The sequence below is a fragment of the Rhodococcus sp. AZ1 genome, from assembly GCF_054979605.1.
Window position 1 is genome coordinate 1 of record NZ_JBUEQF010000016.1, and the last position, 21642, is coordinate 21642.

The 21642-nt window shown below is 67.5% G+C and carries 20 protein-coding genes and 1 riboswitch; of the genes, 10 read left to right on the forward strand and 10 right to left on the reverse strand.

Going from position 1 to position 21642, the window contains the following annotated elements; all coding sequences use genetic code 11:
• On the forward strand, window positions 1-1372 hold a 1372-nt coding region (locus ACY48E_RS15785; protein ID WP_462873182.1), incomplete at its 5' end, for an HNH endonuclease.
• 11 nt (window positions 1373-1383) lie between these two features.
• Here the strand turns inward: ACY48E_RS15785 and ACY48E_RS15790 are convergent.
• Together ACY48E_RS15790 and ACY48E_RS15795 are read right to left on the reverse strand one after the other, a co-directional pair.
• Window positions 1384-2673, reverse strand: a complete 1290-nt coding sequence (locus ACY48E_RS15790) for a thymidine phosphorylase (protein ID WP_462873183.1) — start codon at window positions 2671-2673, stop codon at window positions 1384-1386.
• Window positions 2666-3094, reverse strand: coding sequence for a cytidine deaminase (locus tag ACY48E_RS15795; RefSeq protein ID WP_462873184.1), 429 nt, complete (start codon window positions 3092-3094; stop codon window positions 2666-2668). Before ACY48E_RS15795 ends, ACY48E_RS15790 begins: the two co-directional genes overlap by 8 nt.
• Window positions 3095-3277: 183 nt before the next feature.
• On the opposite strand from ACY48E_RS15795, the gene sdhC reads away from it, so the two are divergent.
• Genes sdhC through ACY48E_RS15820 form a run of 5 tightly spaced genes read left to right on the forward strand, consistent with a single transcriptional unit; the run spans window position 3278 to window position 8005 of the window.
• On the forward strand, window positions 3278-3688 hold the full coding sequence (gene sdhC, locus ACY48E_RS15800; protein WP_462873185.1) for a succinate dehydrogenase, cytochrome b556 subunit: 411 nt from the start codon (window positions 3278-3280) through the stop codon (window positions 3686-3688).
• The gene (locus ACY48E_RS15805; protein ID WP_462873186.1) at window positions 3688-4128 is read left to right on the forward strand and encodes a succinate dehydrogenase hydrophobic membrane anchor subunit; all 441 of its coding nucleotides are present in this window, start codon (window positions 3688-3690) and stop codon (window positions 4126-4128) included. The genes sdhC and ACY48E_RS15805 overlap by 1 nt, the downstream gene beginning before the upstream one ends.
• A gap of 15 nt (window positions 4129-4143) precedes the next feature.
• On the forward strand, window positions 4144-5895 hold the full coding sequence (gene sdhA, locus ACY48E_RS15810; RefSeq protein ID WP_462873187.1) for a succinate dehydrogenase flavoprotein subunit: 1752 nt from the start codon (window positions 4144-4146) through the stop codon (window positions 5893-5895).
• Window positions 5895-6671, forward strand: coding sequence for a succinate dehydrogenase iron-sulfur subunit (locus tag ACY48E_RS15815; RefSeq protein WP_462873188.1), 777 nt, complete (start codon window positions 5895-5897; stop codon window positions 6669-6671). The genes sdhA and ACY48E_RS15815 overlap by 1 nt, the downstream gene beginning before the upstream one ends.
• 47 nt (window positions 6672-6718) lie before the next feature.
• The gene (locus tag ACY48E_RS15820; protein WP_462873189.1) at window positions 6719-8005 is read left to right on the forward strand and encodes a D-alanyl-D-alanine carboxypeptidase family protein; all 1287 of its coding nucleotides are present in this window, start codon (window positions 6719-6721) and stop codon (window positions 8003-8005) included.
• 24 nt (window positions 8006-8029) lie between these two features.
• Here the strand turns inward: ACY48E_RS15820 and praA are convergent, their stop codons facing one another.
• The 5 genes from praA to ACY48E_RS15845 all read right to left on the reverse strand — a co-directional run bounded on the left by praA (window position 8030) and on the right by ACY48E_RS15845 (window position 12432).
• Entirely contained in the window at window positions 8030-8524 is a 495-nt protein-coding gene (praA, locus tag ACY48E_RS15825; RefSeq protein ID WP_462873190.1) for an alkane oxidation protein activator PraA, read from the reverse strand.
• 32 nt (window positions 8525-8556) lie between these two features.
• Window positions 8557-9303 (reverse strand): hypothetical protein, encoded by a 747-nt coding sequence (locus ACY48E_RS15830; RefSeq protein WP_462873191.1) that lies wholly within the window; start codon window positions 9301-9303, stop codon window positions 8557-8559.
• Window positions 9304-9419: 116 nt separating this feature from the next.
• On the reverse strand, window positions 9420-10427 hold the full coding sequence (trpS, locus tag ACY48E_RS15835) for a tryptophan--tRNA ligase (RefSeq protein ID WP_462873192.1): 1008 nt from the start codon (window positions 10425-10427) through the stop codon (window positions 9420-9422).
• Between the two features lie 56 nt (window positions 10428-10483).
• The gene (locus ACY48E_RS15840; RefSeq protein WP_462873194.1) at window positions 10484-11269 is read right to left on the reverse strand and encodes an exodeoxyribonuclease III; all 786 of its coding nucleotides are present in this window, start codon (window positions 11267-11269) and stop codon (window positions 10484-10486) included.
• A complete protein-coding gene (locus ACY48E_RS15845; RefSeq protein WP_462873229.1) occupies window positions 11266-12432 on the reverse strand; it encodes an MFS transporter in 1167 nt (388 codons plus the stop codon). Before ACY48E_RS15845 ends, ACY48E_RS15840 begins: the two co-directional genes overlap by 4 nt.
• Window positions 12433-12545: 113 nt before the next feature.
• Window positions 12546-12665: riboswitch (SAM riboswitch) on the forward strand.
• Between the two features lie 166 nt (window positions 12666-12831).
• On the opposite strand from ACY48E_RS15845, the gene ACY48E_RS15850 reads away from it, so the two are divergent.
• Both ACY48E_RS15850 and metX read left to right on the forward strand, forming a co-directional pair.
• A complete protein-coding gene (locus ACY48E_RS15850) occupies window positions 12832-14199 on the forward strand; it encodes a bifunctional o-acetylhomoserine/o-acetylserine sulfhydrylase (RefSeq protein WP_462873196.1) in 1368 nt (455 codons plus the stop codon).
• Window positions 14200-14201: 2 nt separating this feature from the next.
• Window positions 14202-15371: a homoserine O-acetyltransferase MetX gene (metX, locus tag ACY48E_RS15855; protein WP_462873232.1), complete on the forward strand. Its 1170-nt coding sequence runs from the start codon at window positions 14202-14204 to the stop codon at window positions 15369-15371.
• Here metX and ACY48E_RS15860 read toward each other — a convergent pair.
• Entirely contained in the window at window positions 15368-15640 is a 273-nt protein-coding gene (locus ACY48E_RS15860) for a DUF3017 domain-containing protein (RefSeq protein ID WP_462873198.1), read from the reverse strand. The genes metX and ACY48E_RS15860 overlap by 4 nt on opposite strands.
• A gap of 33 nt (window positions 15641-15673) precedes the next feature.
• A complete protein-coding gene (locus ACY48E_RS15865; RefSeq protein ID WP_462873200.1) occupies window positions 15674-16582 on the reverse strand; it encodes a bifunctional methylenetetrahydrofolate dehydrogenase/methenyltetrahydrofolate cyclohydrolase in 909 nt (302 codons plus the stop codon).
• A 92-nt stretch (window positions 16583-16674) separates the two neighbouring features.
• Here ACY48E_RS15865 and ACY48E_RS15870 point away from each other — a divergent pair, with 92 nt between their 5' ends.
• A complete protein-coding gene (locus tag ACY48E_RS15870; protein ID WP_462873203.1) occupies window positions 16675-17145 on the forward strand; it encodes a tRNA (cytidine(34)-2'-O)-methyltransferase in 471 nt (156 codons plus the stop codon).
• 32 nt (window positions 17146-17177) lie between these two features.
• On the opposite strand, the gene ACY48E_RS15875 is transcribed toward ACY48E_RS15870, so the two are convergent.
• Window positions 17178-20537: an error-prone DNA polymerase gene (locus ACY48E_RS15875; protein ID WP_462873205.1), complete on the reverse strand. Its 3360-nt coding sequence runs from the start codon at window positions 20535-20537 to the stop codon at window positions 17178-17180.
• A gap of 174 nt (window positions 20538-20711) precedes the next feature.
• Between ACY48E_RS15875 and ACY48E_RS15880 the strand changes: the two genes are divergently transcribed.
• Complete coding sequence (locus ACY48E_RS15880; protein ID WP_462873207.1) at window positions 20712-21620, forward strand: NAD(P)/FAD-dependent oxidoreductase; 909 nt, start codon at window positions 20712-20714, stop codon at window positions 21618-21620.
• Window positions 21621-21642: the final 22 nt, after the last annotated feature.

Sequence of the window (21642 nt, forward strand, 5' to 3'; positions counted from 1 at the left end):
GCCGACGGTGCATCGCTTGCTGGCCGACGGGGTGCTGACCGCCGAGCGTGCTGCGATCATCGTCGACGCCGCCACCCTGCTCGACGAATCGGGGTGCGCTCACCTCGATGCACGCATCGGGGTCGACCGTGCCCGGCTGATCGGATTGAGCACCCGCGCGCTGCGCCAACACCTCACCGCGTTGATCGCCGAGATCGACACCGGCGCCATCGTCGCCCGCCGCGACGCCGCAGCCACGGGCCGGCGGGTCAGTGCGCGGCCTCTGCCCGACGGAATGGCCCGCGTGAGCATCACGGTGCCGGTGGAGCAGTGCGCGGCGATCATCGCAGCGCTGCGAGCGACGGCAGCGCAGGTCACCGCCGCCGGGGACCCCGCCGGGCGCACCCGATCACAGATCATGGCCGACACCGCCGTCACCCGCCTCACCGGGCAATCGGTGGCCGGGGAGGTGCCGGTGACGGTGAACCTGGTGATATCCGATGCCACCCTCCTCGGCGGTGGCACCGAACCGGCCCGGTTGGGCGATGGCACCACCATCCCCGCACCCCTGGCCCGCACACTCGTCCACCGCAGCGTCCTCGCCCCACCGGCACACTCCCCGACCGGGCCGCCGGCATCGTCGAAGTCGGGCTCGTCCTCGCGTGTCGTGAAGGACGGGGACCCACCGATCCCCACCCCCGCCGACTACGGCGCCGCCATCGCCGACGCGATGCTCACCGACCTCCCCAACACCACCCCAGCGCCATCATCCCCATCAACGCCGCCGCGGATGCCTGACCCACCGCCACCGCGGGCGCCGATCGATCCCGCCAACCTCGACGACGTCACCGGCCTTGTCAGCGACCTCGTCGGCCACCTCGCCACCCTGTCCGCAGAACACAGTGCCCTGTCGGCAGCACACACCGCGCTCTCAGAGCGACTGGTGGCGATGACCGCCGACCGCGACGCCGCCCACCGCGCCGTGACCACCGCCGGGCGCACTGCACTGCGCCTGATCTACGCCAACCCCACCACCGGGGCGCTGACCGCGACCCGCTCCACCGCGCGCACCTTCCCCACCGCTCTGGCCACCCTCATCGACCTCCGCGACGGCGGCCTCTGCCGAACCCCGTACTGCGGTAACCCCATTGCCCACCACGACCACACCACCCCGCACAGTCGAGGCGGCGCCACCACCGCCGCCAACGGCACCGGCCTGTGCGCCACGTGCAACCTCATCAAGGACGCACCGCAACTCGCCAGCACTACCAGCAGGAGCGGGAGCGCACTGCACACCATCACCATCACGACGCCCGGCAGCCGCCACACCTCCACCGCCACGCCGCTACCGAAACCCCTCGACACCGACACCGACCGGGCCAGGGCAGGGTGAACGACGAAGATTCAGCGATCGGACTCGATCCGGTCGATCAGCACCGGCTGTACGCCGGGCGCCTCGGAGCCGACCTCCCACCCGCCAACGAGCGCGTCGAGAGCAGCGTCGAACTTCTCGGGGGTATCGGTGTGGAGGGTCAGCAGCGGCGAGCCCGCCGAGATCGCGTCGCCCGGCTTGACGTGCATGACGACACCTGCGCCGAACTGCACGGGCTCGCCTTGTCGTTCGCGGCCGGCACCAAGACGCCAGGCCGCGAGCCCAACAGCCATCGCGTCGAGACGCGTGAGCACGCCCGTGGTCGGTGCGGTGACGGTGTGGGTGTGGCGTGCGACGGGGAGCGGAGCAGACGGATCGCCACCCTGGGCCGCGATCATCGCGCGCCACCGGTCCATCGCGCGGCCGTCGCGCAGGGCGTCAGCGGGGTCGATGCCGTCGATACCGGCAGCATCGAGCATGGCGCGCGCGAGTTCGACGGTCAGCTCCACCACATCGGTCGGACCGCCGCCGGCCAGCACATCCAGCGACTCCTGCACCTCCAGAGCGTTGCCCGCCGTCAGTCCGAGCGGGGTGTCCATCGCCGTCAACAGGGCGACCGTGCGTACCCCGGCGTCGGTGCCCAGATCGACCATCGTGCGCGCCAACTCCGTGGCCTGTTCACGTGTCTTCATGAATGCGCCGGTACCGACCTTGACGTCGAGAACCAACGCCCCCGTTCCCTCGGCGATCTTCTTGCTCATGATCGAACTCGCGATGAGGGGAATGGACTCCACCGTTCCGGTGACGTCGCGCAGCGCGTAGAGCTTCCTGTCGGCCGGGGCGAGGTCGGATCCAGCAGCGCAGACCACTGCTCCCACAGCAGGATCGGCGAGTATCCGGTGAATCTCGTCCGTGGTCAGGTCTGCGCGCCAGCCCCGGATGGACTCGAGCTTGTCGAGGGTGCCACCGGTGTGGCCGAGGCCTCGACCGGAGAGCTGGGGAACCGACGCGCCACACGTCGCCACCAGGGGCGCCAGCGGCAGGGTGATCTTGTCACCGACACCGCCCGTGGAGTGCTTGTCCACGGTGGGCCGAGCCAGCGCGGAGAAGTCCAGTCGGGTGCCCGAGGCGATCATCGCCGACGTCCAGGTGGCGATCTCTGCGCGCGTCATGCCGCGCAAGAGAATTGCCATCGCCAGCGCCGACATCTGCTCGTCGGCGACCAGCGAGCGGGTGTAGGCGTCGACCACCCACTCGATCTGGTCCGAACTCAACTCATGACCATCACGCTTGGACGCGATGATCGAGACGGCATCAGCCATCGCGCCGACCTCCGAGTTCGCTCGTTGTGCCTGCGTTCAGATCGTCCGGGCCGAACGCGTCGGGAAGCAGTTCCGCCAGTGGACGCGGACCCGCGGCCGTGTCTATCAGCAGTGTCGTGCCACCGAATTCGAACAGAACCTGCCTGCAGCGCCCGCACGGTAGGAGAACCCGGCCGCGACTGTCGCAGCAGGCGAACGCCACCAGGCGCCCGCCTCCTCCGGCGTGCAGATCGCCGACCAGCGTGCACTCTGCACACAGCCCCAAACCGTATGAGACATTCTCCACATTGCACCCCGCCACCACCCGGCCGTCGTCGACCAGGGCGGCAGCTCCGACGGGAAAGTTGGAATATGGCGCGTAAGCTCGAGTCATGGCCTGACGGGCCCTGTCCCGCAACGATTCCCAATCGACTTCGGTCACAGGAAGGGATCCTCTCACGATGGAGGCCCCGATCGTGGCCGAAAGGCAAGGTGAACCTAAGTCTCGAGTCACCGCAGCAGGCGTGACCGACTCGGGTTAGATCCCGTCGGTCCAGAGGTTTACAGTGCGTAATAGGCGCATACATCACCGTGAGATTCACTGACGTTGGAGGCACAGCAGTCGATGGCCAGCATCACCGAAGACGCTCCAGTCAAGGAGCGCTCGCTGTCGCTCTACCGTGGAGACCCCGGCATGTGGTCGTGGGTTCTGCACCGGATCACGGGCGTCACGATCTTCTTCTTCCTGTTCGTTCACGTACTCGACACGGCACTGGTTCGCGTGAGCCCGTCCGCGTACGACCAGGTGATCGAAACCTACAAAAACCCCGTCGTCGGCCTGATGGAGCTCGGCCTGGTTGCCGCGGTCCTCTACCACGCTCTCAACGGCATCCGCGTCATGCTGGTCGACTTCTGGTCGAAGGGCCCGCAGCTCCAGCGCCCGATGCTCTGGGCAGTCGCCGGCATCTGGCTCGCACTGATGATTCCCGGCTCCGCTCGCATTCTGTACAACGTCTTCACCGGAGGGGCGAGCTGATGGCCACCACTGCACGCGTTCTGACCACCTCGCGCGATCGGCCCGCGGGTCTGGACAACCCCCGCGCACCGCGTCGGCCTCGTTCCAACAACTTCGAGCTGTACGCATGGCTGTTCATGCGCTTCTCCGGGCTCGCACTGGTGGTACTGGTGCTGGGCCACATGTCGATCATGCTTCTGCTCGACAACGGCGTTCACCGCATCAACTTCGCGTTCGTCGCCGGTCGTTGGGCGAGCCCGTTCTGGCAGGTATGGGACCTGTCGATGCTCTGGCTGGCTCAGCTTCACGGCGGCAACGGCCTGCGCACCGTCATCAACGACTACGCCCGCAAGGACAGCACCCGTTTCTGGCTGACAACGCTGCTGGTGCTGTCGATGATCCTGATCATGGGTCTGGGCACCTACGTGATCTTCACATTCGACCCCAACATCACCGGCTAGGGGAGGACGAGCAACATGCAAGAACATCGTTACGACGTCGTCATCGTCGGCGCAGGTGGCGCGGGAATGCGCGCGGCCATCGAGTCCGGCACGCGGGCACGCACGGCCGTGCTGACCAAGCTCTACCCCACCCGCAGCCACACCGGTGCAGCTCAGGGCGGCATGTGCGCCGCACTGGCCAACGTCGAGGAGGACAACTGGGAGTGGCACACCTTCGACACGATCAAGGGCGGTGACTACCTGGTCGACCAGGACGCGGCCGAGATCATGGCGAAGGAGGCCATCGACGCCGTCCTCGACCTCGAGAAGATGGGTCTGCCCTTCAACCGCACGCCCGAGGGCAAGATCGACCAGCGCCGGTTCGGCGGACACACCCGCGATCACGGCAAGGCTCCCGTCCGGCGCGCGTGCTACGCCGCGGACCGCACGGGCCACATGATCCTGCAGACGCTCTACCAACAGTGCGTCAAGCACGAGGTCGAGTTCTTCAACGAGTTCTACGCACTCGACATCGCGATGACCGAGACCGAGAACGGACCGGTCGCCACCGGCGTCATCGCATACGAGCTGTCCACCGGAGAGCTGCACATCTTCCACGCCAAGTCCGTGGTGTTCGCCACCGGTGGTTCGGGCCGGATGTACAAGACCACCTCCAATGCCCACACCCTCACCGGTGACGGCATGGGCATCGTCTTCCGCAAGGGCCTGCCGCTCGAGGACATGGAGTTCCACCAGTTCCACCCGACAGGTTTGGCCGGGCTGGGCATCCTGATCTCCGAGGCCGTGCGTGGCGAGGGCGGGATCCTGCGCAACGCCGACGGCGAGCGCTTCATGGAGCGTTACGCCCCGACCATCAAGGACCTGGCCCCACGTGACATCGTCGCGCGGTCGATGGTGCTGGAGGTTCTCGAAGGTCGCGGTGCCGGGCCGAACAAGGACTACGTCTACATCGACGTCACCCACCTGGGCGCCGACGTGCTCGAGGAGAAGCTGCCCGACATCACGGAGTTCTCGCGCACCTACCTCGGCGTCGATCCGGTGACCGAGTTGGTGCCGGTGTATCCCACGTGCCACTACGTGATGGGCGGTATCCCCACCAAGATCCGTGGTGAGGTGCTGCGCAACAACGACGAGATCGTCCCCGGCCTGTATGCCGCAGGTGAGTGTGCGTGCGTGTCGGTTCACGGGTCCAACCGCCTGGGCACCAACTCGCTGCTCGACATCAACGTGTTCGGCCGTCGCGCCGGGATCGCTGCCGCCGAGTACGCCAACAGTGTCGACTTCACCCCGCTGCCCGAGGCTCCGGCGGCCATGGTGGAGAACTGGCTCGAGCTCATCCTCTCGGAGCACGGGCACGAGAAGGTCGCCACCATTCGAACCGAGTTGCAGCAGTCGATGGACAACAACGCGTCCGTCTTCCGCACCGAGGACACCCTCAAGCAGGCGCTCACCGACATCCAGGCTCTCAAGGAGCGCTACAACCACATCACCGTTCAGGACAAGGGCAAGCGCTACAACAGCGACCTGCTCGAGGCCATCGAGCTCGGCTTCCTGCTCGAACTCGCCGAGGTGACCGTGGTGGGCGCGCTCAACCGCAAGGAGACCCGCGGTGGGCACGCGCGTGAGGATTACCCGAACCGCGACGACGTCAACTACATGCGCCACACCATGGCATACAAGGTCGGCGACGGGCTGCTCTCCGACATTCGCCTGGACTACAAGCCCGTGGTCCAGACCCGTTACGAGCCGATGGAGCGAAAGTACTGATGAGCGCACCTGTCCTGGAGAAGTCGAGCGGCAGCGAGCTCCCACCGGTCCCCGCCGAAGCGGTGATGGTCACGCTCAAGATCGCCCGCTTCAACCCCGAGGACGAGCAAGGTCACCACTGGGACAGCTTCCAGGTTCCGTCGCTCCCCACCGACCGGCTGCTCAACCTGCTGCTCTACACCAAGAGCTACCTCGACGGCACACTCACCTTCCGTCGCTCGTGCGCGCACGGTGTGTGCGGGAGCGATGCCATGCGCATCAACGGTGTCAACCGTCTGGCGTGCAAGGTCCTGATGCGCGATCTGCTGCCCAAGGACGGCAAGCCGATCACCATCACGGTGGAGCCCATTCGCGGCCTGCCGGTGGAGAAGGACCTCGTGGTCGACATGGAACCCTTCTTCGACGCGTACCGCGCGGTGAAGCCGTACCTGATCACCTCGGGCAACGAGCCGACCCGCGAGCGCATCCAGTCGGCCACCGACCGCGCACGCTTCGACGACACAACCAAGTGCATCCTGTGTGCGTGCTGTACCACCTCGTGCCCGGTGTATTGGAACAACGGCAGCTACTTCGGCCCGGCCGCGATGGTGAACGCGCACCGCTTCATCTTCGACAGCCGCGATGAGGGGGCAGCTGAGCGCCTCGACATCCTCAACGACGTCGAAGGTGTGTGGCGGTGCCGAACCACCTTCAACTGCACCGATGCGTGCCCCCGTGGCATCCAGGTCACGAAGGCCATCCAAGAGGTCAAGCGCGCTCTGCTGTTCGCACGCTGATCGAGCATTCTCACCCGCAGACGTGGCGTCGCGGCACCACAGCCGTGGTGGCCGCGGCGCTCGTTCTGTTGGTCCACACTGCTCCCGCACTAGCCCAGCCGGACGGTTCTCCGCCGGTCAGCGCACCGAGCACGCCGTTCACCACGCCGAACACCGACGCGTGTCCCAACGCCGCCGCTCCCCCGCCGGCGATCGATCAGTCCGAGGTCCCGCAGCCCGGCACCACCGCGTCACCACCGCTCCCGGTACCGCCGACTCCGGCGGGCGGTGAGCGTCTGCGCGAGTGCGGCGTGATCACCGCGCCCGCAACACCCCCACTGCCGCCCGACATCTCCGCGACGGCATGGGTGGTGGCCGATCTGGACACGGGCGCGGTGATCGCCGCGAGGGATCCGCACGGCCGGTACCGACCCGCCAGCACCATCAAGACTCTGCTGGCGCTGCTGACCCTCCGCGCGATCGACGCCGGACGTCTGACGCTCGACACCACCGTCGTCGGAACCGTGGAGGACGCCGCCGCCGAGGGCAGTGCTGTGGGAATCGGCGTCGGCGGCGTGTACACCGTGCGCCAATTGCTGCAGGGCCTGGTGATGGCATCGGGAAACGACGCCGCGCATGCGCTTGCCGTCGCCCTCGGCGGCGTGGAGCGGACCGTGACCGCGATGAACGCTCTCGCACGCGAGCTCGGTGCCACCGACACCCGGGTGGTGACGCCATCCGGCCTCGACGCGCAGGGCATGGCCTGCTCGGCTTACGACCTGATGCTGTTCTTCCGGGCTGCGATGACAGAGCCCACGTTCGCAGAACTGATCGCGACCAGATCCGTCCCGTTCCCCGGTTATCCGAGAGATCCTGCCCGCCCCGACGACGTCGACCATCCCGGCTTCGTGCTGGCCAACGACAACGCTCTGCTCGCCAACTACCCCGGAGCGCTGGGCGGGAAGAACGGGTACACCGACGATGCACGTCAGACCTTCGTCGGCGGCGGCACGCGCGACGGGCGTCGACTCGCCGTGAGCCTGATGGACGCCGATGTCCTGCCGATTCGTCCCTGGGAACAGGTCGCGCGTCTGCTGAACTACGGCTTCGCCCTACCGACGCAGACGTCGGTGGGGACTCTCGTCGACGGCGCCGACGTCGCCACCGAGCAGACACCGGCCCTCGCCACTCCCGCCGCCCCGAACTCCGCTGCCCCGAACTCCGCCGCCCCGAACTCCGCCGCCGACCGGACAGCGAACGACGACCGAACGATCGACATCCTCGTGGTCGCGGGCGCCGTACTGCTCATCGGCGCCCTCGTCCTCGGGGCTCGTTCGTTCGGTCGTCGTCGGTAGGAACTGCCTCGGCTGCGCCGGGTGTCAGTTCAGTGTGAACGCCGGGTTCGGCACCACCGACAAGCTGTCGATGGAGCATCCACCTGGCAGGGGCTGGTTGCTCGCGCTCAGCGTGTTGGTCAGGTTGTCGAACGACCCGGACAGGGTCGCCGGCCCACACGTCGAGCCCAGCACCGAGAACTGCACACCGGCCACGTCACCGGTGGTGGTGCTGGTGGGCGTCAACGTCCAGGGCAGACCCGACAGTTGCGGGACTGCGCACAGGAAGTTGTCGCCGGAGACGGTTCCCGAGGTGATCGTTGCCGACGCGCCGTCGGCGGCCACCGACCCGTTGAGGGTCAGGTTGCAGGTCACCGGCTGGCCGAGCGACGCCGGTGAGCGGACGGTGATCGACCCGGGAGCCGAGAAAGACACTCCGGCAGGCGAGATGGTGGCCGCCGAGGCCACACCTGCACCGAGGAACACCGAGGTGGCCGTGGCGACGAGAGCAGCCGTTCCGAGCAGACGAGAGTTACGCATGACGTCCTCCTTGAGGTTCGGGGGGTGTTCGGTCAGGCCGTGGGGGTGGTGGTCGGCGCGGCCGTGGTGGTCGGCGCCGGGGTGGTGGTGGTGGGAGGCGTGGGCACGCTCAGAACCGGCTTGGAGAGCTTGACCGCGAGCGTGTTGTTCGGACCTGCGACGACGGCGTTGAGGATCGGGGTCGCGATACCGCAGGCCGAGGAGAACTGCGGGATATCGAACTTGCCGGTCAGCGTGCCGTTCGGGTTGAAGACCGCGCCGAAGGTGTCCGCAACCTTGAACTGACCGGTGAGGTTGGCCGTGACGACGCCGCTGAGGCAGTTGCCGCCCGGTGGGACGAGATTGAGCAGCGAGGATCCGAAGTCCAGACCGAGGGGGACGATGGAATCGATGCGGATCTGGAAGGTCTGCTTGGCGGTCAGGTCGAGGTTGACCGGCGGCGTGCTGGCGTCCGGGTTGATGGTGCCGGTCACCGGCGAGGCGTTGACGATCGAGATCTTGAAGGATGCGAGGTTGATCGGTCCGAGCTGGAGATTGGCCGACGCCTGCGGAAGGTTCAACGTCCCGCCGAGGGTGCGGGCGATCGGGTCCAGGTTGGACTGCAGCGGCGTCGTCGGGAACACGACGTTCTGGTTCGTCTTGGCGATGGTGGTCGTGGTGTCGGCCTGGAACAGGATGTCCAACCCAGCGGCGTTGGCAGGCGCCTGACCGAAGATGACGAGCGCGCCGGCTGCGGCGGTTGTGAGTACCACGCTGGTCAATCTCGAACGAAGTCTCATGGACCCTTCCTTCTGTTTGGTGCCTCGTTACTGAGGCGTACGTCACAGAGGGTAGGGCCATTCGAACTCGTCGGTAACGTTTTCGAAATATTGTCGTGAAACAAATCTTCGGACGGTCAGCCGATCGGTGGCAGGAAGCCCACGCGTTCGTAAACGTCCGCGAGGGTGCGCGAGGCCACCTCCCGCGCTCGACCGGCGCCGGCGTCGAGGATCCGGTCCAGCTCCGCGGGGTCGGACATGTACTCCTCGACCGAGGCCCGCAGCGGGGTCACGAACTCGGCGAGTGCAGTGGCGGTATCGACCTTCAGGTCGCCGTACCCCTTACCCGCGTACGACGCCACGAGCTCATCGATCGACGTCGAGGTCAGCGCCGACAGGATCACCAGGAGATTGCTCACCCCGGCCTTGGTCGCCGGGTCGTAGCGGATCTCGCGCTCGGTGTCGGTGACCGCGGACCGAATCTTCTTCGCGCTCACCTTCGGATCGTCGAGAAGGTTGACGATGCCCGCCGGACTCGATGCCGACTTGCTCATCTTGGCCGTCGGATCCTGCAGGTCGAAAATCTTCGCCGTCGACGCCACGATATGGGGCTCGGGGACGACGAACGTGGCGCCGAACCGACTGTTGAATCGCTGGGCGAGATCACGAGTGAGTTCGAGATGTTGCCGCTGATCCTCACCGACGGGCACGAGCTGAGGCCGATAGAGCAGAATGTCGGCCGCCTGCAGGACCGGATAGGTGAACAGCCCGACGGTGGTCTGCTCGCTGCCCTGCTTGGCCGACTTGTCCTTGAACTGCGTCATCCGGCCCGCCTCACCGAAACCGGTCAGGCAGTTCAGAACCCACGCCAGCTGGGCATGCTCGGGAACCTGGGATTGCACGAACAGCGTCGAACGTTCCGGGTCGATCCCGACCGCGAGAAGCTGCGCGGCCCCGATGCGCGTGCGGTGCCGCAGCGCCACCGGATCCTGAGCGACGGTGATCGCGTGCAGATCGGGAATGAAATAAAAGGTTTCGTAATCGTCCTGCAGGGTGACCCACTGACGGACCGCGCCGAGGAAGTTGCCGAGATGGAAGGAGTCTGCAGTCGGTTGAATACCGGACAGCACGCGCGCGATGGACATGGTTGCCCAGCCTATATGCGGGACCGGTTCCTCCAGGCAAGGCCAGGATCGACGCCTCAGCGATACCGGACGGTGACCGGTGCGTGGTCGGACCACCGGGTGTCGTAGGAGGGCGCTCGATCGACGCTCGCCCGGTCCGCCGTGGCCGCCAGAGCTGCCGTGGCCAGGTGGTAGTCGATACGCCAGCCGGCGTCGTTGTCGAACGCGCGGCCACGGTACGACCACCATGAGTACGGGCCCGGGGCGTCGGGATGCAGTGCACGCACCACGTCCACCCACGGACCCTCGAGCAGCGAGCCGATCCACTGCCGCTCGCTCGGGAGAAATCCGGACTTGGTGCGATTGGTGCGCCAGCTCTTGAGGTCGTTCTCCGTGTGCGCGATGTTCCAGTCCCCGCATGCCACCACGTGCGCGTGCTCGTCGGCGAGCGTGGACAGGTGCTCGGCGAGCGCGTCCAGGAAGCGTTCCTTGGCCACCTGCTTGTCGGTCCCCGCCTCCCCCGTCGGCACGTAGACACTCGCGACGATCACGTCGCCGAACCGGGCCTGCACCCAACGGTCCGCGGTGCCCTCACCCTCGAGCCCGACCCGCACATCGGTCGCCGCCGTGCGCGAGAGCAGCGCAACGCCGTTGCGCCCCTTGGTGATCGGCTCACCCGAGACCGCATGCCAGCCCGCCGCGAGGTGCGGCGCTAGAGCCTCACGCAACTCCTCGTCGGACGCTCTGGTCTCCTGCAGACACACCACGTCGGCATCGGTGCCGGTCAGCCACTCGCCCATGCCCTTGCGCATCGCAGCACGGATCCCGTTGACGTTGACCGTGCTTATCACCGATGCACTCATGCGGCGACCGGCACGAGAAGGTTCGGTCGCCGACTGCGCCGATCGAGCGCCAGCGTCACCATCAGGATCGCGAGCCCGATCACCGCGAGCACGATCCCGGCCTTGGCGGGCGCGGTGTAGCCGTACCCGGCGGCGATCACCGCGCCCCCGATCCACGCGCCTGCCGCGTTGGCCATGTTCAGAGCCGCGTGGCTGAGCGTGGCGGCGAGTGTCTGCGCGCGTGCCGCCACATCCATCAGCCGGGTCTGCAGCGCGGGAACCATCGACGACGCGGAGACGGCCACCACGAACAGCACCGGCAGCGCGAGCGACGACGACTCGGCTGCGACGACGAAGAGCGACAGCGAGCCGATGAGAGCGATGGTCGAGATCACCAGGCTCCGACTCGGGGCCCGATCGGCCAGCCGACCCCCGATCGCGTTCCCGACCACCATTCCCACGCCGTAGAGCATCAGAACCGCCGGCACGGCCGATCGCGGCACGCCGGAGACGTCGGTGAGGGTGGAGCTGATGTAGGTGTAGACGGCGAACATGCCGCCGAATCCGACCGTCGCGAACAGCAGCGTCAGTTGCACCTGAACGTTGCGGAACGCACCCAGTTCGGTCAGCGGATTGGACACGTGCAGGTCCTCGAGCGGCGGCACGTACAGTCGCAACGCGGCCAGGGTCGCCAGCGCAACGATCACCACCACGACGAACGCCGATCGCCACCCGAGGTGCTGTCCGATCCACGACGCGGTCGGCACGCCGACCACGTTCGCCACCGACAGACCCATCATCACGGTGGCGACGGCAGTAGCTCGTCGACCCGGCCCGGCAAGATGTGCCGCTACCAGCGACGCCACCCCGAAGTACGCTCCGTGCGGCAGTCCGGCCGCGAACCGCGCCACGATCAACCAGCCGTACGACGGAGCCAGGACCGTGGCCAGGTTCCCTGCAGCGAACAGCATCATCAACGCGATCAGCAGGGTGCGCCGGCCCGTGCGTGTGCCCAGGGCCGCGAAGGTCGGTGCCCCGACCACCACCCCGAGCGCATATGCCGAGATGACATGTCCTGCAGTAGGTTCCGACACACCGACACCCGACGCGATGTCCGGCAGCAAACCCATCGCCACGAACTCCGTGGTACCGATCCCGAATCCGCCGAGGGCCAGGGCAGCCATGGCCTTACGCACGGTCGAACTCGATTCGGTCGGGGGCGGATGCGGACGGACGGATCCCGATCAGCGTACTGCCCTTCCCTCACCCGGAGTGCACCCGGTAGTGTGTCGCGCAAGGTCATGAGTGTCAGCGTCAAGCCCCGGCTCGCTGGCCGGCAACCCTCCAGCCGCGGTGGGGTGCCCCGGGTGATTGACCGGGTTGTCCGATCGATCCCGATCGGGAGCAAGCGCGATATTCGGAGGTTGTCCACCATGTGTTGCTGTCAGCGATAGGCCCCGACACACATCCACCGTTCGGCCGTCAGCGCATTCCTACGTGGGTTCTGCGCGCCCGGGGGTTTCTCGCCCCCTGGAGTCTTCGCACCCCGACGGCCGGTTCCTCGTCATCCGAAAGGTGAATCCATGACCGACGCACCCGTCACCGACAACTCCGACGCCGCCGATCCCACTGCCGCCGATCCCACTGCTTCGTGGAGTTTCGCCACCAAGCAGATCCACGCGGGGCAGAGTCCGGACGGCACCACGCACGCCAGGGCGCTGCCGATCTACCAGACCACCTCGTACACCTTCGACAACACCGATCACGCGGCGGCGCTGTTCGGCCTGGCCGAGCCCGGCAACATCTACACGCGCATCATGAACCCCACTCAGGACACCGTCGAGTCACGGCTGGCCGCGCTCGAGGGTGGTGTGGCGGCTCTGCTCGTGGCCTCCGGACAGGCGGCCGAGTCGTACGCCATCCTCAACCTCGCCGAGGCAGGCGACCACATCGTGTCGAGTCCACGTCTGTACGGCGGCACCTACAACCTCTTCCACTACTCGCTGCCCAAGCTGGGCATCACCGTGACATTCGTCGACGACCCCGACGACCTGGCCCAGTGGGAGGCCGCGATCCAGCCGAACACCAAGGCGTTCTACGGCGAGACCATCTCCAACCCGAAGAACGACATCCTCGATCTGCCGGGGATCTCCGAGGTCGCGCACCGCCACGGCATCGCGGTGATCGTCGACAACACCGTCGCCACCCCGTACCTGATCCAGCCCCTCGCACACGGCGCGGACATCGTGGTGCACTCGGCCACCAAGTACATCGGCGGTCACGGCACGGCCGTGGGCGGGGTGATCGTCGACGGCGGCACCTTCGACTGGACGCAGGGGCGCTACCCCGGCTTCACCACGGCCGATCCCAGCTACCACGGGGTGGTGTTCGCCGACCTGGGCGCGCCGGCCTACGCCCTCAAGGCTCGGGTGCAGTTGCTCCGCGACCACGGTGCCGCACTCTCCCCGTTCAACTCCTTCCTGCTCGCCCAGGGCCTCGAAACCTTGAGCCTGCGGGTGGAGCGGCACGTGGAGAACGCCCAGAAGGTGGCCAACTACCTCATCGGACGCCAGGACGTCACGACCGTCAACTACGCCGGTCTGCCGTCGTCACCGTGGTACGAGCGCGGGCAGCAACTCGCCCCTCGCGGTCAGGGTGCGATCGTCGCGTTCGAACTCGCCGGTGGGGCCGACGCGGCGAAGCGATTCGTGGACGCGCTCACCCTGCACAGCCATGTCGCTAACATTGGAGACGTGCGTTCGCTCGTCATTCACCCCGCCACCACGACCCATTCGCAGCTCACGCCCGAGGAGCAGCTGGCGTCGGGAGTGACCCCGTCGACCGTGCGTCTGGCCGTCGGTATCGAGGGCATCGACGACATCCTCGCCGACCTGGAAGTCGGCTTCGCTGCAGCCACCTCGGCGTCCGCGGTGGGTTCGGCGGCATCTTGACACTGAGTTCTGCTCCAGCCCCGGGTTCCACTCCAGCCCGGGGTTCGACTCCGACCTCCCGTCCGGCCGCGCTCCCGCCGCCGGACGGGAGTCTGGGGTACGTCCACGTGGGCGATGTGGTGGTCGAGAACGGCTCCACGATCCCCGACGTGGTGGTCGCCGTCCAACGCTGGGGTGAGATCTCGCCCGCGCGCGACAACGTCGTTCTGGTCGAACATGCCCTGACCGGAGACTCGCACATCACCGGTCCCGCCGGGCCCCAGCACCCCTCACCGGGCTGGTGGCAAGGCATCGTCGGCAGTGGCGCGCCACTCGACAGCGACCGGTACTGCGTCATCGCGACCAACGTCCTCGGCGGGTGCCGCGGCACCACCGGACCGTCGAGCATCGCTCCCGACGGGCGGGCATGGGGCTCACGATTCCCCGCCACCAGTGTGCGCGACCAGGTGACCGTGGAGCGGATCTTCGCCGATCGGGTGGGGATCGACCGGTTCGCCGCCGTCATCGGCGGATCGATGGGCGGAATGCGCTCGCTGGAATGGTCGGTCACCTACCCGGATCGGGTACGCGCGGCCCTGGTGCTGGCCACCTCGGCGCGCGCGACCGCCGCCCAGATCGGGAACCAGACCGTCCAGATCGACATGATCAGAACGGACCCGCACTGGAACGGCGGCGACTACTACGGCACGGGGTCCTCACCCGACAACGGTCTGGCGCTGGCACGGCGGATGGCGCACCTGACCTATCGCACGGAGTTTGAACTCGACGCGCGGTTCGGCAATGCCGCGCAGGGGTCCGAGAACGTGCGCGCCGACGGCCGGTACGCCATCGAGAGCTACCTCCAGCACCAGTCCACGAAGTTGCTCGAGCGTTTCGACGCCGGAACCTACGTCGCCCTCACGGGCGCGCTGAACCTGCACGATGTGGGCTACGGGCGCGGCGGTGTGGACACCGCACTGTCCTCGTGCCCGGTGCCGATCGTCGTGGGCGGGGTGGACACCGACCAGCTGTATCCGATCCGCCTGCAGCAGGAGATGGCGGACCTCCTGCCGGGCTGCGACGGGTTGTCGACCATCACTTCCATCTACGGACACGACGGGTTCCTCATCGAAGCGGACGCAGTGGCCGACCTGGTCCGCCGCACGATCGAGCTGTCGCGGAGCGTGTCCTAGCCGGTGCCGAGTGGGTCGATGGAGACCGCGAGCACCACGATCGCGGTGCCCACCCCGAGCATCGTGATCACATCGACGCGCTTGCTCCGCACTGCCAGCAGACCGGCCGCATCGTCGGAGGTCACCAGGCGCAGGGCAGCGGCGAGCAGAACCGCGATACCCAGGATGAACGCGCCGCGACGCCACCGATCGGCGAGCACCAGAACCAGGGCAGCGATCACCACCGCGAGCACGATCAGCATCGGGATACTGCGCCGCAGGCCGGTCATCGCCGGTCACCGGGTTCCGTCACCGGTGCCCCCTCATCGGTTCGCCGCCCGCTCGGCGCGCTCGACGACATTTGTGCGCTCGGCGCGCTCGACGACATTTGTGCGCTCGGCGCGCTCGACGACGTTGGTGAGCAGGAACGCACGTGTCAACGGTCCGACACCGCCCGGATTCGGCGAGAGGTATCCGGCCACATCGGCGACATCGGCGGCGACGTCTCCGCGCAGTCCCTCGTCCGTGCGGCTGACACCGACGTCGACCACCGCGGCGCCCGGCGAGATCATCTCCGCGGTGATCATGCCGGGAACCCCCGCCGCGGCGACGACGATGTCGGCCCGGCGCAGATGGTCGGCGAGATCGCGTGTACCGGTGTGGCACAGCGTGACCGTGGCGTTCTCGGATCGTCGAGTGAGAATCAGCCCGAGCGGACGACCCACCGTGACACCGCGCCCGACCACCACCACGTGCGCGCCGTCGAGGGGAACCTCGTAGCGCCGGAGCAGATGCACGATGCCGCGCGGGGTGCACGGCAGCGGCGCAGGTGCACCCAATACCAGCCGACCGAGGTTCACCGGGTGCAGCCCGTCGGCGTCCTTGTCCGGATCGATCCGCTCCAGTGCCCGGTTCGCGTCGAGGTGCGCGGGAACCGGGAGTTGCACGATGTACCCGGTGCACTCGGGATCGGCGTTGAGCTCGTCGATGACGGCGTCGAGCTGGTCGGTGGTGGTGTCGGCCGGCAGGTCCTTACGGATCGAGCGGATGCCGACCTTGGCGCAGTCGTTGTGCTTGCCGCGGACGTAGGCGGCCGAACCCGGATCATCCCCCACCAACACCGTGGCCAGGCCGGGTGTCACCCCGCGCGTGGCGAGCTCGGCGACACGTGTCCGCAGATCAGCGAAAATCTCGTCGCGAGTGATCTTGCCGTCCAAGCGCTGTGCCGTCACGACGGCTAGCTTGTCACGTTGCCCCGCACTGTTTCCACCAGCGTGCCCGGCCACCGGCGCGGTCGAGCGCCGATGGGTGGCAGGCTGGTGCGGTGTTCCGACTGATGTTCCACGAACCTCGTATCCCGCAGAACACCGGCAACGCCATTCGCCTGTCGGCCGTCACCGGGTGCGAATTGCATCTGGTGGAGCCGCTCGGTTTCGATCTCTCCGAACCCAAGTTGCGCCGCGCCGGCCTGGACTACCACGACCTGGCGTCGGTGACCGTGCACCCCTCACTCGCGTATGCGTGGGACGCGCTGCTGCCGGCACGGGTGTTCGCCTTCACCGCGCACGCGAGCACCGGCTACACCGACATCGCCTACCGCCCGGACGACGTGCTGCTGTTCGGTCCCGAGCCCACCGGGTTGTCGGACGAGGTGCTCGCGGACCCTCATCTGACGGACACCGTCCGCATCCCGATGCTGGCGGGGCGGCGCTCGCTGAACTTGGCCAACGCGGCGTCGATCGCGCTGTACGAGGCCTGGCGTCAGCACGGGTTCGCCGGCGCCGAGAAGCGCTGAACGCTCGGCGGGATCAGGCGCGAGCGGTGGCATCAGCGGAAGTCCCGTGACCTCAGGATCACCCGCAGGTCCAGCGGCTCGAGTCGGTCGGCCACCACCGTCACCGCACCCTCGGCGTTCTGCACCTTCCCGCGCACGAACAGTGATTGCGACAACTGGGCCAGCGAACGGTACTTCGCCCACAGACCCACCGAGCACACCACGTTGACCATCCCCGTCTCGTCCTCGAGATTGATGAAGGTGACGCCCGCGGCCGTTGCCGGTCTCTGCCGATGTGTCACCGCGCCCGCCACCAGCACGCGATCACCGTCGGGAACGAAGAGCAGACGATTGGCGGGCACCACCCCCACCTCGTCGAGATGCGTGCGCAGGAACTGGGTGGGGTACGAATCCGGCGTCACCCCGGTGGCCCACACGTCCGCGGCCGCGAGCTCCCATGCGCTCATGCCCGGCAGGGCCGGTGAACGCGTCGACGCGCCGAGCCCGGGCAGACGATCGGGACGCTCGGCCGCTGCGGCGCCGGCAGCCCACAGTGCTTCCCGCCGGGTGATGCCGAAGCAGCCGAGTGCGCCGGCGGTGGCCAACGACTCCGCCTGCGCGACGGACAACTCCACCCGCCCGGTGAGATCGAGGAACGAGACGAACGGTCCCCCGTCCGCCCGGGCGGTGACGATGGCCTGCGCGAGGTCGGCGCCCACGTACCGCACGTCGGCCAATCCGAGCCGAATCTGCTCCCCGGCCGCCTCGAGGGTTGCGTGCGGCAGGCTCGCGTTGACGTCCGGTCCGTGGATCACCACACCGTGTCTGCGGGCATCGGCCACGAGCGACTGCGGGGAGTAGAAGCCCATCGGCTGGGCGCGGAGCAGACCCGCACAGAAGGCAGCGGGATGATGCAACTTGAACCACGAGGAGTAGAAGACCAGCGACGCGAAACTCTGTGAATGGCTCTCGGGGAAACCGAAATTGGCGAAGGCGTACAACTTGGCGAAGATACGGTCGGCGACCTCACCGGTGATGCCGTGCGTCGACTCCATTCCTTCGTAGAATCGCGCACGCAGCCGCTCCATCTTCTCCGGGCTGCGTTTGGATCCCATCGCCCGACGCAACTGATCGGCCTCGGTGGTGGTGAACCCGGCGACGTCGACGGCCATCTGCATCAGCTGCTCCTGGAACAGCGGCACTCCGAGCGTGCGCTCGAGGGCCTTCTCGAGCGAAGGGTGATCGAAGGTGATCTCCTCGAGACCGTTGCGCCGTCGAATGTACGGGTGCACCGAATTGCCCTGGATCGGACCGGGTCTGATGAGCGCGACCTCGACCACCAGATCGTAGAACTCCCGCGGTTTCAGCCGTGGCAACGTGGCCATCTGAGCGCGCGACTCCACCTGGAACACCCCCACCGAGTCGGCACGCTGCAACATGTCGTAGACCGCCTTCTCCGACAGGTCCAGTTGAGCGAGGTCGACCGTGATCCCTTTGTGCTCGGCCACCAGGTCGATCATGTAGTGCAGAGCCGACAGCATGCCCAGGCCGAGCATGTCGAACTTGACCAGGCCCACGGCAGCGCAATCGTCCTTGTCCCACTGCAGGACGCTGCGGTTCTCCATCCGCGCCCACTCCACCGGACACACGTCGGCGATGGGGCGATCGCAGATCACCATTCCGCCGGAGTGGATGCCGAGATGGCGCGGATAGTTCTCGATCTGGGCCGCCAGTTCCAGAACCGGTGCGGGGATACCGGAATCGGCAGCCGTGGACCCCACTCCCGACCATCGGGTGATCCGTTTACTCCACGCATCCTGCTGGCCCTGCGAGAAGCCCAGTGCGCGGGCCATGTCCCGCACCGACGACTTGCCGCGGTAGGTGATCACGTTGGCGACCTGCGCGGCGTAATTGCGTCCGTACTTGCGGTAGACGTGCTGGATGGCCTCCTCGCGCCGATCGGACTCGATATCGACGTCGATGTCGGGTGGGCCGTCGCGTTCGATCGAGAGGAACCGCTCGAACAGCAACGCGTTCTTCACAGGATCGACGTTGGTGATGCCGATGGCGTAGCACACGGCGGAATTCGCGGCCGACCCCCGGCCCTGGCAGAGAATGTCGTTGCGACGACAGAAATCCACGATGTCATGGACCACTAGGAAGTAGCCCGGGAAATCGAGCTGTCCGATGATGCGGAGTTCGTGCTCGATCTGCTGGTAGGCCCGCGGATTGCTCGCCCGAGGACCGAAGCGACGCCTCGCTCCGGTCTCGGCGAGCACACGGAGCCAACTGATCTCGGTGTGGCCGGGGGGCACGTCGAACGGGGGCAACTGCGGTGCGATGAGCGCGAGATCGAACGCACACTCGCGACCCAACGCAGCCGCGGCGGGCACTGCACTCGGGTAACGCGCGAACAACTGCGCCATCTCCGCTCCGGACCGCAGGTGCGAACCACCGAGAGGAGCCAGCCACCCCGCGGCCTCGTCGAGACTGCGCCGGGCGCGCACCGCTGCCATGGCCATCGCCAGCCGACGACGGTTCGGGGCCGCGTAGTGGGCGCCGGTCGTGGCAATGACCGCAACGCCGAGCTCGGCTGCGATCGATGCCAGAGCGTCGTTGTTCTCGTCGTCCTCGGGCAGACCGTGGCGGGTGAGTTCGACGGTGACCCGGTCGTGGCCGAACAAATCCATCAGCTCGCGCAACGCCCGTTCGGCGGCGTCCGGACCACCCGTCGCCAACGCTCGGCGAACACTGCCCTTGCGGCATCCGGTGAGGATCTGCCAGTGCCCATCGGCCTCCTCGGCGAGAGTTCGGATGTCGTACTGCAGCAATCCTTTACGACCACCGTCCATGTGGGCCGCCGAAATTCGGCGGGACAGGCGCCGATACCCCTCCTGCCCGCGCGCCAGGACCAGCAGGTGATCGCCACCAGGATCGGCCGAGCCGGCGCGAGACTCGCTCGGCCCGTGCGAACCCGGGTACGACTGGGAACTCGGGGACAACTGGGATCTCGGGGACAACTGGGAACCCAGGGACAGTTCGGACCCGAACACCGTTCCCACACCGAGTTCGCGCGCAGCCTCCGCGAAGCGGACGACGCCGTACATCCCGTCGTGATCGGTCAGTGCGAGCGCCTCGAGACCCAGCCGCGACGCCTCCTCGACCATCTCCTCCGGCGAACTGGCGCCGTCGAGAAAGCTGAAGGCCGAATGCGCGTGGAGTTCGGCATACGGCACGACCGACCCGGCCACCGCCGTGACCGCACCGCGATAGGGCGCGCGCTTACGTGACCAGGCCGGACTGTCGCCACCGTCGCCGATGGGGTGCTCTGCCAGAGGGTCGACGACATGCGGGCGGCCGGAGAGGATGCGCTCCATCTCCGACCACGTCGGCGGCCCCTCGTTCCACCCCATAGCACCGCACCTTCCTGGACGACCATCCATAATCGAACACCTGTTCCCATTGGAGCACGGACCACCGACACGTTTCGACCCCGCGGCGGGTAGGGCACCTCAGCCGTTCCCGATGTGGCCCGCGCGTGATGACCCCGTTCCTGCTCCGAGGTCCCGGTCGGGTAGAACCGACGCATGAGCGATCGAGTCACCATCGTGGGAGCGGGCATCGCCGGAGCGGCATGCGCGGTGATGCTCCGAGAACACGGGGTGGCGGTGACGCTGCTCGACCGTGGGCGGGCACCGGGCGGGCGAATGGCATCCCCGGAGCTGCACGGCCGGCGCGTCGACATCGGCGCCGGCTACTTCACGGTGCGAGACGACGAGTTCGCGGCCGTGGCGCAGCGGTGGCGCACCAGTGGGCTCGCGCGCGAGTGGACCGACACCTTCGCGGTGGTCTCACCGCTGGCTGGACAGAGCTCGACCACCGGACCGATGCGCTGGGCCACCGCGTCCGGGCTGCGGTCACTGGTGCGCGAGCTGCTCGACGGGTTCGACGTCACCACCACCACCGTCGACTCCCTGCCCGAGGGTCATGTGGTGCTCGCGATGCCCGACCCCCAGGCCGCCGCTGTCGATCCGATGCCCGACGCGGTCGCGTACGATCCCGTCATCGCCACTGTGTGCGGATTCGCCGAGCGCACATGGACTTTCGACGCGGCGGCATTCGTGCACGATCATCCCGATCTCGACTTCGTCGCCGACGACGGATCACGGCGCGGCGACGGTGCCCCGGTACTGGTGGCCCACTGCTCGTCCGCCAGAGCAGGCCGACACCTGAGCGATCCATCCGGCGCGGTCGAGCCGGTGGTGCGTGCACTGACGGAGGTGATCGGCACGGGCGAGCCGATGTGGACCCATGCGCACCGATGGACCTATGCCAAGCCCGCGGCGACGCACGATCGCTCGTTCGACCTGAGCGAGTGTGATGGTCGCCTGCTCGGGCGCGCGGGCGATCAGTGGTGCCCGAGCGGGTCTGCACGCGTGGAGAGTGCGTGGCGGTCGGGCACCGACCTGGCTCGAAGTATCGTCGCTGCTCTGTAACCTGCCGGCATGTCGAGACGCT

What these genes read in the sequence shown, in the direction of transcription:
- ACY48E_RS15790 (WP_462873183.1), bottom strand. Translation starts at nt 2,673, where the DNA reads ATGGCTGATGCCGTCTCGATCATCGCGTCCAAGCGTGATGGTCATGAG.
- sdhC (WP_462873185.1), top strand. Translation starts at nt 3,278, where the DNA reads ATGGCCAGCATCACCGAAGACGCTCCAGTCAAGGAGCGCTCGCTGTCG.
- ACY48E_RS15805 (WP_462873186.1), top strand. Translation starts at nt 3,688, where the DNA reads ATGGCCACCACTGCACGCGTTCTGACCACCTCGCGCGATCGGCCCGCG.
- sdhA (WP_462873187.1), top strand. Translation starts at nt 4,144, where the DNA reads ATGCAAGAACATCGTTACGACGTCGTCATCGTCGGCGCAGGTGGCGCG.
- ACY48E_RS15815 (WP_462873188.1), top strand. Translation starts at nt 5,895, where the DNA reads ATGAGCGCACCTGTCCTGGAGAAGTCGAGCGGCAGCGAGCTCCCACCG.
- praA (WP_462873190.1), bottom strand. Translation starts at nt 8,524, where the DNA reads ATGCGTAACTCTCGTCTGCTCGGAACGGCTGCTCTCGTCGCCACGGCC.
- ACY48E_RS15830 (WP_462873191.1), bottom strand. Translation starts at nt 9,303, where the DNA reads ATGAGACTTCGTTCGAGATTGACCAGCGTGGTACTCACAACCGCCGCA.
- trpS (WP_462873192.1), bottom strand. Translation starts at nt 10,427, where the DNA reads ATGTCCATCGCGCGCGTGCTGTCCGGTATTCAACCGACTGCAGACTCC.
- ACY48E_RS15840 (WP_462873194.1), bottom strand. Translation starts at nt 11,269, where the DNA reads ATGAGTGCATCGGTGATAAGCACGGTCAACGTCAACGGGATCCGTGCT.
- ACY48E_RS15845 (WP_462873229.1), bottom strand. Translation starts at nt 12,432, where the DNA reads ATGGCTGCCCTGGCCCTCGGCGGATTCGGGATCGGTACCACGGAGTTC.
- ACY48E_RS15850 (WP_462873196.1), top strand. Translation starts at nt 12,832, where the DNA reads ATGACCGACGCACCCGTCACCGACAACTCCGACGCCGCCGATCCCACT.
- ACY48E_RS15860 (WP_462873198.1), bottom strand. Translation starts at nt 15,640, where the DNA reads ATGACCGGCCTGCGGCGCAGTATCCCGATGCTGATCGTGCTCGCGGTG.
- ACY48E_RS15875 (WP_462873205.1), bottom strand. Translation starts at nt 20,537, where the DNA reads ATGGGGTGGAACGAGGGGCCGCCGACGTGGTCGGAGATGGAGCGCATC.
- ACY48E_RS15880 (WP_462873207.1), top strand. Translation starts at nt 20,712, where the DNA reads ATGAGCGATCGAGTCACCATCGTGGGAGCGGGCATCGCCGGAGCGGCA.